Source organism: Mycobacterium mantenii (genome assembly GCF_010731775.1).
Classification (GTDB): domain Bacteria; phylum Actinomycetota; class Actinomycetes; order Mycobacteriales; family Mycobacteriaceae; genus Mycobacterium; species Mycobacterium mantenii.
The window spans coordinates 3445579-3459559 of record NZ_AP022590.1; the positions used below are offsets into that span (position 1 = coordinate 3445579).

At 68.7% G+C, this 13981-nt stretch carries 14 protein-coding genes; 4 read left to right on the plus strand and 10 right to left on the minus strand.

Features of this window, described 5'->3' with window-relative positions; translation table 11 throughout:
• The first annotated feature begins 18 nt into the window (after positions 1–18).
• Positions 19–714 (plus strand): ABC transporter ATP-binding protein, encoded by a 696-nt coding sequence (locus G6N50_RS15395; protein WP_083093384.1) that lies wholly within the window; start codon positions 19–21, stop codon positions 712–714.
• Positions 711–3215, plus strand: a complete 2505-nt coding sequence (locus G6N50_RS15400; RefSeq protein ID WP_083093382.1) for an FtsX-like permease family protein — start codon at positions 711–713, stop codon at positions 3213–3215. The genes G6N50_RS15395 and G6N50_RS15400 overlap by 4 nt, the downstream gene beginning before the upstream one ends.
• On the opposite strand, the gene G6N50_RS15405 is transcribed toward G6N50_RS15400, so the two are convergent.
• The 8 genes from G6N50_RS15405 to secY form a co-directional block, all read right to left on the minus strand.
• Complete coding sequence (locus tag G6N50_RS15405) at positions 3202–3828, minus strand: class I SAM-dependent methyltransferase (RefSeq protein ID WP_083093380.1); 627 nt, start codon at positions 3826–3828, stop codon at positions 3202–3204. The two genes, G6N50_RS15400 and G6N50_RS15405, sit on opposite strands and share 14 nt — an antisense overlap.
• Positions 3825–4391 (minus strand): DUF4389 domain-containing protein, encoded by a 567-nt coding sequence (locus tag G6N50_RS15410; RefSeq protein WP_083093563.1) that lies wholly within the window; start codon positions 4389–4391, stop codon positions 3825–3827. The genes G6N50_RS15405 and G6N50_RS15410 overlap by 4 nt, the downstream gene beginning before the upstream one ends.
• Positions 4392–4414: 23 nt before the next feature.
• Complete coding sequence (locus tag G6N50_RS15415; protein WP_083093378.1) at positions 4415–5626, minus strand: FAD-dependent oxidoreductase; 1212 nt, start codon at positions 5624–5626, stop codon at positions 4415–4417.
• Between the two features lie 16 nt (positions 5627–5642).
• The gene (locus G6N50_RS15420; RefSeq protein ID WP_083093376.1) at positions 5643–6362 is read right to left on the minus strand and encodes an anti-sigma factor family protein; all 720 of its coding nucleotides are present in this window, start codon (positions 6360–6362) and stop codon (positions 5643–5645) included.
• A 30-nt stretch (positions 6363–6392) separates the two neighbouring features.
• Entirely contained in the window at positions 6393–6935 is a 543-nt protein-coding gene (locus tag G6N50_RS15425; RefSeq protein WP_083093374.1) for a sigma-70 family RNA polymerase sigma factor, read from the minus strand.
• Between the two features lie 167 nt (positions 6936–7102).
• Entirely contained in the window at positions 7103–7906 is an 804-nt protein-coding gene (gene map / locus G6N50_RS15430) for a type I methionyl aminopeptidase (protein WP_083093372.1), read from the minus strand.
• 2 nt (positions 7907–7908) lie between these two features.
• A complete protein-coding gene (locus G6N50_RS15435; RefSeq protein WP_083093370.1) occupies positions 7909–8454 on the minus strand; it encodes an adenylate kinase in 546 nt (181 codons plus the stop codon).
• Positions 8451–9776, minus strand: coding sequence for a preprotein translocase subunit SecY (gene secY / locus G6N50_RS15440; protein ID WP_083093368.1), 1326 nt, complete (start codon positions 9774–9776; stop codon positions 8451–8453). Before secY ends, G6N50_RS15435 begins: the two co-directional genes overlap by 4 nt.
• Before the next feature lie 280 nt (positions 9777–10056).
• Here secY and G6N50_RS15445 point away from each other — a divergent pair, with 280 nt between their 5' ends.
• Together G6N50_RS15445 and G6N50_RS15450 are read left to right on the plus strand one after the other, a co-directional pair.
• Positions 10057–10986: a class I SAM-dependent methyltransferase gene (locus G6N50_RS15445; protein ID WP_083093366.1), complete on the plus strand. Its 930-nt coding sequence runs from the start codon at positions 10057–10059 to the stop codon at positions 10984–10986.
• Positions 10983–11912, plus strand: coding sequence for a class I SAM-dependent methyltransferase (locus G6N50_RS15450; RefSeq protein ID WP_083093364.1), 930 nt, complete (start codon positions 10983–10985; stop codon positions 11910–11912). The genes G6N50_RS15445 and G6N50_RS15450 overlap by 4 nt, the downstream gene beginning before the upstream one ends.
• Before the next feature lie 3 nt (positions 11913–11915).
• Here G6N50_RS15450 and G6N50_RS15455 read toward each other — a convergent pair whose 3' ends face one another.
• Both G6N50_RS15455 and G6N50_RS15460 read right to left on the minus strand, forming a co-directional pair.
• A complete protein-coding gene (locus G6N50_RS15455; protein WP_083093362.1) occupies positions 11916–12581 on the minus strand; it encodes a GNAT family N-acetyltransferase in 666 nt (221 codons plus the stop codon).
• Positions 12582–12590: 9 nt separating this feature from the next.
• A complete protein-coding gene (locus tag G6N50_RS15460) occupies positions 12591–13952 on the minus strand; it encodes a xylulokinase (RefSeq protein WP_083093561.1) in 1362 nt (453 codons plus the stop codon).
• Positions 13953–13981 lie beyond the last annotated feature (29 nt).

Sequence of the window (13981 nt, forward strand, 5' to 3'; positions counted from 1 at the left end):
CGCCATCGTGGTGCCTAGATGACCATCGAACTGCGCGACGTCGTGCGCCGGTACCGGGTCGGCGGTCAGACGGTGCGGGCGCTCGACGAGGTCAGCCTGCGACTGGCGGACGGGCAGTTCGTGTCGGTCGTCGGGCCGTCCGGGGCGGGCAAGAGCACGCTGCTGCACCTGCTCGGCGCGCTGGACTCCCCCGATTCCGGGTCGATCCTGTTCGACGGCGAGGAGATCTCGCGGCTCAGCGATGAAGAACAGTCGCGGTTCCGCCATCACCGGGTGGGCTTCATCTTTCAGTTCTTCAACCTGCTGCCGACGCTGTCGGCGTGGGAGAACGTGGCGATTCCCAGGCTGCTCGACGGGGTCCGGCTGGGCAGGGCCAAACCGGAGGCGATCCGGCTGCTGGACCGGGTCGGGCTCGGCGACCGGACCCGGCACCGGCCGGCCGAGCTGTCCGGCGGCCAGATGCAGCGGGTCGCGGTGGCTCGCGCATTGATGATGAACCCGCCGTTGATCCTCGCCGATGAGCCGACCGGAAACCTGGACTCCACGACGGGCGCGTCCATTTTGGCGCTGCTGGCCGAGGTGGCCCACGAGGACGGTCCGGGCCGGCTGGTGGTGATGGTGACCCACAACTCCGATGCGGCCGCGGCCACCGACCGGGTGATCACGCTGCAGGACGGCCGGGTCGGTTCGGACGTCCTGGCGGTCGCCGGGTGAAACCCGGGGCCGCGATCACGGCAGCGGCCAGCAGGCTGCGGGTCTTCAGCCTGCGTGAGCTCGCCGTGCACCGCCGTCGCACGTTCGCGTCGGCGGCCGTAATTGCAGTCTCGGCAACGTATTTGGTGGGCATCTTCGGAATCTTCGGGTCGATCACCGGATCGGTCAGCCGGCTGGCCGACGGGATCGCCGGCGTCGCCGCGCTCGAGGTGTCCGGCATCACCGATGCCGGCTTCCCCGACTCGCTACTGGCCGAGGTGGCCGCGGTCCCAGGCGTCGCCACCGCGGCACCGATGATCCGCACTTCGGCCTCCACACCGTCGGGGCCGGTGCTGCTGCTGGGCGCCGATGCGAGCACCGCCGCCCTGGGCGGTGCCCTGAAGGACGCGTTGCAACGGCCGGTGCAGGCGTTGTCCGCGACGCCGTCCGGCGTTCAGGTCGGACCCCGCGTCGGCTTCGCCAAAGGCCAGGCATTTCAACTGGGTTCGGCTTCGGTCACCGTCACCGAGGTGCTCGCCGGCAAGCAGTATGCGGACCTCAACGGCGGACACTACGTCCTAGCGCCACTGGCGTTGGCGCAGAACGTCACCGGCCGCTCCGGCCAACTCGACTCGATACTGATCACCCCGAAGCCGGGCACCGACCTCGGCGCCGTTCGCGGCGCGGTCACCGACGCCGTGCACGGCCGCGCGATCGTCGCGGCCCCAAGCTTTCGTGCGGCCCGGGCCGGTGACGGCGTGAAGCTGATGAACTACATGGCCCTGCTGGGCGCCGCGGTTGCCTTGGTGGTCGGCGCGTTCTTGATCTACACCACGATGACGATGGCCATCACCGCGCGCCGGCCGGTCATCTCAATGCTGCGCGCGATCGGCGGCCGGCGCCCCACCATCGTCGGCGACATGCTCGCGGAGGCCGCGATTCTCGGCCTGATCGGCGGGGCCGTCGGGTCCGGCATGGGAATTGCGGCGGGCCACATCGCGATTGGCCGGTTGCCTGCGGCGGTGACGCAGGGGCTCGAGGCCCGCGTCGAGTATTGGCTGCCCGGCTACGCGTTACCGCTGGCGTTGGCGGTGACGACGCTGACGAGCGTGGCGGCCGCGGCGATGGCGGGCCGGCAGGTGTACAAGGTTTCGCCGATCGAGGCGCTGGCGCCGGTGGGGGCTTCGGCGGCCGACGCCGTGCCGCGGTGGCTGCGCACCGCCTGTGGCGTTGGTGCGGTCGCGGTGTTCGCGGTGTCGACGTGGGTCGTCACCGGTCAGCGGGGCAGCTACGCCGTAGTCGCGATGGCCGCCGTATTAGGCGCCGAGCTCGCGCTGGGGTTCGCGCTCACCGTGCCCATCGTCAACGCCACGGCGGCGACGGCGCGAATGTTCGGATCGGTCGGGGAGCTCGCGGCGGCGACGATCCAGCGCGCGCCGCGCCGGGTCTGGGCGACCATGATGACCGTGCTCATCGGGGTGCTCACCACCGTCGTGATCACCGGTACGAACGCCGACATGATCCGCTCGGCGCGGGACATCTTTTCCCCGGTCGCCGATGCCGACGTGTGGGTGAGCGCGGACGCTCCCGACAGTTACCCCACCGACGTTCTGCCGCAAGGACTCGGCGACAAGGTCGCCGCGGTACCCGGCGTCGCGCAGATCGTCGAGGGCGCATACGGATTCGCCGTCGTCGGCGGCACCCGCATCCTGCTCGACGGGTTCTCCGCCGGCAGCCACGATGCGCTATTGCGCGCGCTCGACGAGCGGGTGCGCACCGAGGTGCTCGACGGGCGCGGTGTGGTGCTCACGCAGAATCTGGGCGCGGTCCTGCACGTCCGGGCCGGCGACCAACTGCGGCTGCTGACACCGCACGGCCCGCGGGAGACGAAAGTGCTTGCGCTGGTGCCGTTCTTCTCGACCGTCATCGGCACCGTGGGAATCGACCTCGAACACATGCGGGCGTGGTTCGATCGCCCGGCGGCGACGACTCTGCAGATCGCCGCGGCCCCCGGCGTGGATCGGCAGCGGCTGCTGGCCGGCGTCCGCGCGGTGGTGCCGGCGCCGAACCACGTGTACGACGGTCCCGCGGCACTGGCGGGGCTTCAGGCTCCGCTGCATCAGAGCATGTTCATCGCCAACGCGGTGTGGATCATCGTCGTGGCGGTGGCCGCGGTCGCACTGCTCAACACGTTGACGCTGTCGGTGATTGAACGCCGCCGCGAGATCGGGGTGCTGCGCGCGATGGGATCCAGCCGGCGGTTCGCCTTGCGGATGGTCCTCGCCGAGGCGGCCGGAATCGGCCTTGTCGGCGGGGTTTTCGGCCTTGCGCTCGGACTGCTGGATCAGTGGCTGTTCAGCCGCATCAGCGGGGCCATCATGAATTTCGAAGTCGGCTTCCGGCTGAGCCCGCTGGCGCTCGCCTTCACGCTCGGGGCGCTGGCGATCAGCCTGCTCGGCTCGGTGCCACCGGCACGGCGCGCGGCGCGGCTCAACATCATCGAGGCGGTCAGCGTCGATTGAGGGTGGCGAATCCCTGCAGATGGGGTTTGCACGGGAAGGGCACCGGCGTTCGCGGAATGCTGCGCAGCGCGGTGGTATCGAATCCGGCCGCGGCGATCGAGTCGAGGGTTCGGCGGTTGGGCTCACAACCGCCGGCCAGCCACGACCACGGCTTGGCGATCAGGTCTTGGAACCGGCCCATCGCGCCGTCCCCGCGCACGTGCTCGAGGACCACCAGCCTGCCCCCGGGCAGCAGCACGCGCCGGATCTCACCGAGGGTGGCGGCCACATCGTCCACCGAACACAACACCAAACCGATGTGCACTGAATCGAAAGAGTTGTCCGGGAACGGGATTGACTCGCCATTTCCCGCCACGATGTCGACCGAGACGTCGCGGCGCCCGGCGAGCTTGGCGGCCATCCGCCGAAACGCCATGTCGGGTTCCACGGCGGCGACCGATGTCACCGCGGCGGGCAGGAACCTCAGGTCGGTGCCCGGGCCCAGGCCGAGCATCAACAGCCGCCCGGTTGCGTTGCTCATCGCCTCCCGCCGATAGCGGTGGTAGAACAGCCGATCGAACACCGGCTGACCGAATCGATAGACATACGGGAACAGGAGATTTCGGGGGGTCATGTGCTGTCCAAATCCATTCGGTACGGCGGATATTCGTCGCGCATCAAAGACACGTACACCGCGACCCGGTATCGCCAACGCACCATGCCCATCAGGAGATCGAAGATGCCCCGCGGGATCGTCCCGGTGCACAACAACGTCAGCGCGGAGATGAGACACAGCACCTGCAGTGGCGCCTCCATCGACCAGCACAGCACGACCTGGGGGATCGCCAGCAGCCACTTCACCAGCACCCGCCGGTTGTTCAGCCGGTCCGGATAGTCGACGTGCAGGTCGCCGGGGTAGTCGGGTCGAGATGCGAGCGTGAAGGGCGGGTACTTGTCGGTGCTGTTCATCGGGAACCGGTAGTTCATCACCCGCCACGACCAGCGCAACACCCCGACGTTGAAATCGAAGAGCGGCCGCGGATATCGCCCGGTGCACAAGATCGCAACCCCGGCGGCGACGGTCGAGAGCGGATACACCAGGTAGAGCGCGATCAGAATCGGATAGTGCGGCAAGGCCAGCACGCACCACTTCAACAGCCAGAGCCAGCGCGAGGGTGAGTCGAAATCGCCTCGCACTCTGACGGAATCGGCCGGATCGTTCATGGGGGTGACGGGATCGTCGCCGCTACCCCCAGATTTCGGCTGATTTGCGCGGACATCCGGCGGTGGCTCGTCAGGCGCAGGAACGTCGTCAGCGCCGAGGCCTGCAGCCGGTCCGAGACCAGTGCGGCCGGCCTCAGCACGAGTTCACCGTGCGAAACCGGCAGCGACGCAACCCAGGACACGGCCATGACTTTGCGTCGCCGGGTCTTCTCGTACCAGCGCAGCGCACGCGGAACATCGGCGCCCCCGCCCGTCGTCCGGAAGTCGGCCAGCGCCTTGCACAGCACCATGGTGTCGAGCAGCGCCTGGTTGGTCCCCTGCGCCAGGGTGGGCGGCATCGTGTGCGCGGCATCGCCGAGCAACGTGACCGGGCCCCGGCCCCCACGCGGTATCGGGTGCCGGAAATGCGGGAACGGCGAGCGGGCCAAATCGTCGTCGGTCAACGTCGCGAGCACTCGATCGACCGAGTCGGACCATCCGGAGAAATGCGACCGGATCATCTCGATCGGACGCTGCGGTCGGATGAAGTCATACGACCACGGCAGGTCGAACCACCACTGCACGTCGGTGCCGCCGGCCGGCCACAGGCCGAGGTTGCCGCGCGCACCGATGATCATGAGCGCGGCATCGGAGTCCGCGATCTCCGGGGCGGCGGCCAGCCCCTGCCAGCTGCACCAGCCGGTGGGTTTCGCGCTTTGCGCGCCAACGTGATCGCGCACCACCGAATGCAGACCGTCGGCACCGATCAACACGTCCCCCACTGCCGCGCTGCCATCACCGAAGTCGACGCGGACCCCGTTTGCCGTGCCGCCCAACGCGATCGCCCGACAGTTGCACCGGATGCGCTCTGCGTCAAACCCATCGAGGAGCCGGTCCAGCAGAACGCGACGCGGAACCATCCGGACGGGCGCGCCCAGGCGGCGCACCATCGCGGTCACGTCCAGGGTGGCGACCCGGCGACCCGTCGACGTCAAGGCCCGCACGGTCGCCAGCGGCCGGCCGGCCCCGTCCATGTCGACACCCAGCTGGTTGAGCACCGTCTCGCCGTCGGACCAGATCGTCACCGCGCCGCCGGCCGCCCGCACATCGGGCCGCCGCTCGAACACGGTGACGTCGTGTCCGTCGCGCAGCAATCCCCGGGCGACGGAGATGCCGGCGACACCGGCGCCCACAACGAGCACCCGAAGCGGACGCGCGCAGCCGGACACGCTGGCTCCGATCGTTCTACAAAGAGCGTTGCAACAGCACCTGGCCGCTATCGACGGAAACCACCTGCACGGCGGCGATCTGGTCGACCGGGGTCGAGATGGCACCCGCGGGCGTCGCGGTGTGGCCGGGCACGGCCACCCACGTCGCCAACCGGGTCTGGCTGCCGTCACGGCCCACCACCACCATCGCGAGCGTGTCATGGTGCGCGTTCAACGGAGCCAGGCACACGCAGCGCAGGTTGATGGACGTACCCCAGTGCTGGCTGCTGACCGCGACCGTCGAGGTCAGCAGGCTGGTGCCCACCTGCGCCATCGGCTCCGACGACGCAGTCACCTGCTGGGACGGAGTCGACGACCACCCCTCGAGACCGACGAACACCCCGATAGCCAACACCGCGGCCGCGGCCGCCGACGCCACCCAGGTCACCACCCGGGTGCGGCGCCGGCGCCAGCGAACCGTCGCCAGCAGGGACGGCAGCAATTCGGGAGACATCTCCGGAGCCGGACCGGATTGGTCGATCGCGGCCACCTCGTCACGGTCCAGCTGTGACAACAGGGCGGGCACACCACTGAGATCGGCGACGGCCGCCCGGCAAGCCGGGCAGTGCGCCATGTGCGTCTCGAATTCGCGGCGCTCCGCGGCCGACAAAGATCCCAACACGTATGCGGCATCCCACATCGCGTAGCGGTCTTCTGGAGGGCCGAGATCCTGCACCGGCGTCCTCATTTCATCCATTCTTCTCACCCCTCAAGCTTTCGGAGCCCGTCATCGGGTTACTCCGAGTTCCTGCAGAGTGAGTCGCAACGCCCGCACGGCATAGTGTAGTCGCGACTTCACTGTTCCCTCGGCGATGCCGAGGTCTGCGGCAATCTGTGTGGTGGTCCATCCGCGGTAGTAGGACCGTTCGATCACTGCTCGGTGCTCGGCGGACAACTGGGCCATCGCGTCCGCTATCAGCAACCGGTCCAGCGCCGCGTTGACCTCATCCGGCGTGGACTGTTCGGGCGCCCCCGATACGTCTGTGGAGCCGACGACGTTGCGAAACCGCGCGCTGCGGCGGTCGTCGATGATCATGTTGCGGGCGACGGTGAACAACCACGCCCGCGCCGAGCGCTCGGTGTCGCCGACGACTTCGGGGTGCTGCCAAGCCCGCAGCAACGTCTCCTGCACCACGTCCTCGGACTGGCTCGCGTCCCCGGTCAGCCGCAGCGCGTAGCGCCACAGCACCGCGGCGTGTTCGTCGTAGAGCCCCTTGATCAGAGCGGCCTCGGCAGCGCCGGACGCCCTGGTGCCAGCCACACGAGCCACTCGATCACCTCCGACTCCTGAAACGAGGCGAGTGGGTGTTCGGTTCAATGGCCCCGATCAATGGCCCCGATCAATGGCCCCGATCAATGGGCCCCGACCAATGGCCCCGACCAACTACACCCGGCTTTGCCGCGCTTGCGGTCGCGGCTAGTTCAAGGCTAGCCAGACTACAAAGCCGAGGTCAGGATGCGTGGCCCGGTGTCGGTGACGGCGACGGTGTGCTCCCAGTGCGCAGCGCGCGACCCGTCGACGGTGACGACCGTCCACTGGTCGTCGAGCACCGCGGTCTTGCCGGTTCCCAGCGTCAGCATGGGTTCGATGGCCAGCACCGACCCGGCGGCCAGCAGGGGTCCCCGGCCGGGAGATCCCTCGTTGGGCAGGAAGGGGTCCATGTGCATCTGCCTGCCGATGCCGTGGCCGCCGTAGCCCTCGACGATCCCGAACGCCCGCGAATGGCGGGCCGCGGCGTCGCGCGTGCCCATCTCGATGGCGTGCGACACGTCGGTCAGCCGATTACCGGGCACCATCGCCGCGATCCCGGCCTCCAGCGATTCCCTGGTCGCCTGGGACAACGCTTCGTCGGCCGCGCACAGCGTCCCGACCCCGAAGGTGATCGCGGCGTCGCCGTGCCAGCCGTCCAGCACCGCGCCGCAGTCGATGGAAACCAGGTCACCGGACGCCAGGATCTCGGCGGCCGAGGGAATCCCGTGCACCACCCGCTCGTTGACGGACGCGCAGATCGACGCGGGGTAACCGTGATAGCCCAGGAACGACGGCACCGCGCCGGCGTCCCGGATGACCGATTCGGCGATCTCGTCCAGGCTGAGCGTCGACACCCCGGAGCTCGCGGCCGCGCGGACTGCCTGCAGCGCGGCCGCGACCACCGCGCCCGCCGCGGCCATGGCGTCGAGTTCGCCGACGGTGCGCTGCGGGACCACCTTGCGACTCCGCAGCCGCGCCAGCGGGTTCATTCCTACTTGCCCAGCGCCTGCAGCGCGCGGGCGAACACTTCGTCCATGGTGCCGATGGCGTCGACCGTCTTGAGTTCGTGGCTGTAGTAATCCAGCAGCGGTGCGGTCTCGTCGCGGTAGACCTTCATCCGGTTCAGGATGACGTCGTCGGTGTCGTCGGCACGGCCGCGGCCCTTGAGCCGTTGCAGCAACTCGTCTTCGGACACCCGGAACTCCAGCACCGCGTCGATGTCGGTGCCGCGGCGTCCGAGCATGTCGTGCAGTGCCTTGGCCTGCTCCGCCGACCGCGGAAAGCCGTCCAGAATGAACCCCTTGGCCGCGTCCGGGTCGCTCAGCCGGTCGTCGACGAGCTGGTTGGTCAGCTCCGAGGGCACCAGGTCGCCCGCGTCCAGATAACGCTTGGCCTCCAAGCCCAGTTTGGTCCCGTTCTCGATATTGCTCCGGAACAGCTCACCGGTGGAGATGTGCGGGATCCCAAGTTTTTCGGAGAGCTTCTCGGCCTGCGTCCCCTTGCCCGCCCCCGGCGGACCCAGCAAAACGACTCTCACTTGAGGAACCCTTCATAGTTGCGCTGCATGAGCTGGCTCTCGATCTGCTTGACCGTATCCAAGCCCACGCCAATCATGATCAAAACCGCGGTGCCGCCGAACGGCAGATTCTGGACCGCGCCGCCATTGCCGATCTGCAAGAACAAGTTGGGCAGCACCGAAATGGCGCCGAGGTAGATCGAACCCGGCAGGGTGATCCGGCTCAGCACGAAACGCAAGTAGTCGGCGGTCGGCTTGCCCGGCCGGATGCCCGGAATGAACCCGCCGAACTTCTTCATCTCGTCGGCACGCTCGTCGGGGTTGAACGTGATCGACACGTAGAAGTACGTGAAGAAGATGATCAGCCCGAAGTAGATGCTGATGTAGATGGGGTCGCTGGGGTCGGACAGATAGCTGCCGACGAACTTGTCCCACCAGCTGTTGCCGACGCCTCCGCTGCCGCTGCGGATCAGCTGGGTGACCAGGTGCGGGATGTAGATCAGCGAAGACGCGAAGATGACCGGGATAACACCGGCCTGGTTGACCTTGAGCGGCAGGTACGTCGAGGTCCCGCCGTACATGCGCCGGCCCACCATGCGCTTGGCGTACTGGACCGGGATCCGGCGCTGGCCCTGCTCGACGAAGACCACGCCGACGATGATGACCAGCGCGGCGACCAGGACGGCGGCGAAGACCATGCCGCCGCGGCTGTCCAGGATCGACTTGCCCTCGGCCGGGATGCGCGCCGCGATACCGACGAAGATCAGCAGCGACATGCCGTTGCCGATGCCGCGCTCGGTGATCAGCTCACCCATCCACATCACTAGCGCCGCGCCGCTCGTCATCACCAGGACGATGACGACGAGGGTGAAGATGCTCTGATCGGCGATGATGTCCAGCGAGCAGCCCTGTAGCAGGCCGCCGTTGGCCGCCAGGGCCACAATGCTGGTGGCCTGCAGGATCGCCAGCGCGATGGCCAGGTAGCGGGTGTACTGCGTCATCTTGGCCTGGCCGGATTGGCCTTCCTTGCGCAGCTCCTCGAACCGCGGGATGACCACCGTGAGCAGCTGCACGATGATGCTGGCGGTGATGTAGGGCATCACCCCCACCGCGAACACGGTGAGTTTGAGCAGCGCACCACCTGAGAACAGGTTGATCAGCGAATAGATCTGTCCGGCCGCGCCGCCGCTGGCCTCTTTGATGCACTGCTGGACGTTCGGATAGTTGACGCCAGGGGACGGTAGCGCGGCGCCGACCCGGTACAAGACGACGATGCCAAGCGTGAAGAGGATCTTCCGTCTCAGGTCGACTGTCCGCAGCGATGAGATGAAAGCGGAAAGCAACTCTTCCTCCTGCGCAGCCGGGGGTTTCTCGCATCACGCGCCCAACACCCGCAGGCCAGGACGTACGGCGTCGCGCGTCAAACCGTGTACGAGACTAACAGCTGGTTTGCCCGCATCTGGTCAGGGCCTTTGCGGCGGTCCCGGGGAAGGCCCCTCGGGGTGCCATTAACCGGGTGTTCGCACCCCCCCGCAACGCGCCCGAAGAAACACAGGAAGCCGTAAGCCGCGCGGCGTAGAGTTCCCCTGACTCGTTGCATTTGCTAAATAACTTGGGAGCAGCATGACACGCACTGACCAAGACAGCTGGGACTTGGCCTCCAGCGTCGGTGCGACGGCCACGATGGTCGCCGCGGCGCGCGCACTGGCGAGCGAGGGCACCCACCCGATCATCAACGACCCCTTCGCCGCGCCCCTGGTGCGCGCGGTCGGGCTGGATTTCTTCCGGCGCCTGGTCGACGGCGAGGTGACCGAATCCGAGTCCTATGAGGGCGGCGGGAAGGACCTGGGGCTGGAGACCGACTCCATCGCCGTGCGCACCCGCTTCTTCGATGACTTCTTCCTCAACGCCGCCCGCGACGGGGTTCGCCAGGCGGTGATCCTCGCGGCCGGCCTCGACGCCCGCGCCTACCGGCTGAGCTGGCCGCCCGGGAGCGTGGTCTACGAGGTCGATCAGCCCGCCGTCGTCGAGTTCAAGAGCACCACCATGTCCGACCTGGGTGCCGCCCCGGCCGCGGAACGGCGCACGGTCAGCATCGATCTGCGTGAGGACTGGCCGGCCGCGTTGCGCGACAGCGGCTTTGACGTCACACAGCCGACGTCGTGGAGCGCCGAGGGCCTGCTGATGTACTTGCCGCCCGACGCCCAGGACCGGCTCTTCGACAACATCACCGAGCTCAGCGCCCCCGGCAGCAAGTTGGCCACCGAATACCACCCCGACACCGCCGGCACGACGATGTCGCAACGCGCCCAGGAGTTCAACGACAGGTGGGCCAAAGTCGGCTGCGACATCGACCTGTCGGGCCTGTTCTTCGACGGCGAACGCAGCAACGTCGTGGACTACCTCACCGGTAAGGGCTGGCAGGTGGCCTCCCGGCCGCGCCGCGAGCTGTTCGGCGAGTATGGCTTGCAATTCCACGATGACGAGGCGATGGCGCAGTTCCGCAACATCGTCGCCGTGACCGCGACGCTGACCGGGAAGGGTGCCGCATGACACGCACCGACCAAGACACCTGGGACCTGGCCTCCAGCGTGGGGGCGACCGCGACCTGGGTCGCGGCCTGCCGGGCGCTGGCCAGCAAGCGGCCCGACGCACTGATCGACGATCCCTACGCGGATCCGCTGGTTCGCGCGGTGGGTGCGGATTTCTTCATCCGCGTGCTCGACGGCGAAATCACCGATGAGACAGGCGGTCTCGATCCCGACGCGGACCCCGACGTGGAGCACAACCTGGCGCGGATGGTCAACATGATGGCCGTACGCACCCGGTATTTCGACGACTTTTTCACCGCGGCGACCGCGGCCGGTATCCGCCAGGTCGTCATCCTGGCTTCCGGGCTGGACTCGCGCCCCTACCGGCTGGCCTGGCCCGAGGGCACCGTCGTGTACGAAGTCGACCAACCGGCGGTCATCGAGTTCAAGACCGCCGCGTTGTCGGAGCTGGACGCCCAGCCCACCGCCGAGCGCCGAACCGTCGCGGTTGATCTGCGCGACGATTGGCGCAGCGCGCTGCGGCAAGCCGGCTTTGACGAAACGAAGCCGGCGGCGTGGAGTGCCGAAGGCCTGCTGATGTATCTGCCGCCGGAAGCCCAGGACCGGTTGTTCGACGCCGTCACCGCGCTGAGCGCCCCCGGCAGCCGACTGGCCACCGAATACCACCACAACGGGATCCCGTTGCTGGAGAAGCGCGCCAAAGCAATGGCCAAGCGCTGGGGACGATTCGGCTTCGACACCGACGTGTCCACGCTCGTCTATCGCGGTGAGCGCACCCCCGCAGCCGATTACCTCAGCGCCCACGGCTGGCAGATCTCGGCGCGCACCCGCGCCGATCAGTTCGCTGACGCCGGGCTGTCCGTACCGCCGGGCGAAAGCCTCAAAGCACTGCAGAACAGCATCTCGGTGACCGCCGTCCGGCAGTAGCGCTCAGGGATTGGCCGCCGGTGCGCGCACCACCATCGGCACCGCGGGGAAACACCACGCCATCTCCGAGCGCGACTTGCGCAGCGCGGCGGTGCCGTAACCCCGCTTGCGGTAGTCGGGGTGAATCCAGATCCGGACATCGACCTCGCCGCGCACCAGCTCGCCGAACACCATGCCGACCTTCTCGCCGGAGTCGATGGCGACGAACCACGCGGCCTCTTCGTCGTCGACCCGGCCCAGCGCGGCTTTGATCTCGTCGTCGAGGTTGCCCGCCTGCCCACCGGATCCGTCGCCCGACACGCCACCCATGTCCTCGGTGCGCACGCCGAAGATGTCGCGGTCCTCGCTCGCGGAGAACGGCCGGAGCTCGAGGGTGTCCCCGGAGCTCGCCGGACGCTCGCCCAGGGTGAAGCTCAGCTGCTTGTTCAGGTCCTCCAGCTCGGCCTGGATCGTCCTGCGCGAATCCTTGGTGAGTCGGTCGAAGGACAAGCCGAACACCGCTTCGGCACCCGTGCGCGACGTGCCGAGCAAACCGGCGATGGCCCTGACGGCCTCCGCGTTGTTGTCGGCCTCCACGATCAGGTCGAGCACTTCGTGCCGTCGTTCGAGGGCTTTCAACAGTGCGTCGGCGATTTCGCGGCGGGCGGCTTTGCGGTCCTGGTCGGTCATTGCACCAGCCTAGAACGGCGGGGGTCCGACCGCGCTACATCTGCGGTTTCCCAGCTCCAAGAAGCGCCGGTACCGGTCGGAGACCGCGCTCGCCCAGGCGGGGTCGGGCTCGACGGTCCGTTCGGTGCGCACCCATCGGGCGGCGTCGGCGATCGTCGTCTCCAGGCCGGCCGCCATCCGTGCCAGAAAGGCCGCCCCCAGCGCGGCCCCTTCCGCCACCCCGGACACCTCGACCGGACGCCCGGTGGCGTCGGCGATGGCCTGCAACCACGGCCCCACCCGGGTGCCGCCGCCGGTGGCCACGACGCGCGACACCGGCGCCCCGCTGAGCTCGATGAGCTGGCGGACCACGAATCCGGACGCCTCGTAGGCGGCCCGCCGCAGCGCGGCGGCGTCGTGGGTCAGGTCCAGAGCCTCCAGCATGCCCCTGCGGTCCGGGTCGTGGTACGGGGTTCGCTCGCCGCGCAGATAGGGCGACCACACCGGGACGCGCGCGGGTTCGACGGCGGCCGGATCTGCCTGTGCCACAACGCGATCCACCCAGCCCAGGAACAGCCCACCGGCGTTGCTGGCCCCGCCGATCTGGCTCTTGCCCGGCGTGGTGTGCGGAATGGTCCACAGGCCGGGCATCTGCCGGGCCTCGGCGATGGTCGTCCACACGATCAGCGTGGTGCCGCACATCACCAGCACGTCGCCGTCGTGGTCGGCACCGGCGACGATCTGTTCGCACAGCGCATCGATGGCGCCGGTGGCCAGCGCGGCATCGGTGCCCCGCACCTGCCCGACGAGGGCCCCCATGCTCTCCACCCGCGGCATCTGCCCGACGGTCGCGCCGCGCTCGGCGCATGCGTCGGGATTCCAGCCGGTCCCGTCGAACAAGGGGAACGCCGTGGCGGCGGTCGCGATGTCGATCACCGCCTCGCCCGCCAGCGCGTGGTTGGCCACCGCCGGCGCCGGCCAGTAGCCGGCGGCGCCCGGGGCCTGCGCGGCCGTCCAGCGCAGGAACTCGGCGGCCTCGCCCAGGGCGGGCAGCGGCTGCGTGTCACCCCCGGGCGTGCGGCCCCGGCCGTCGCCGTAGAGCAGACCCGGCGTGATGGGCGTGCCGGTGTCGTCGACGGCGGTGATCGACGGCACCATCGCCGAGACGGCCACCGCCGCGACGCCGGGTTGGTCGATCAGTTCGTGCAAGGCCGCCGACGGCCCACGCCGCCACGCCGCATCGGCGTCGTGCTCCAGCCGGTCGGGTGCCGGCACCCGCAGCTCGTGGGGGATGCGCACGCGGGCAGCCACGTTGCCGTCGACGTCGGCGGCTATCGCCTTGACCGCGGTGCTGCCGACGTCGATGCCGATTGTGACGTCTTTGCGTGACACGGGCGTCACCGTACGCCAGCATTGGCACT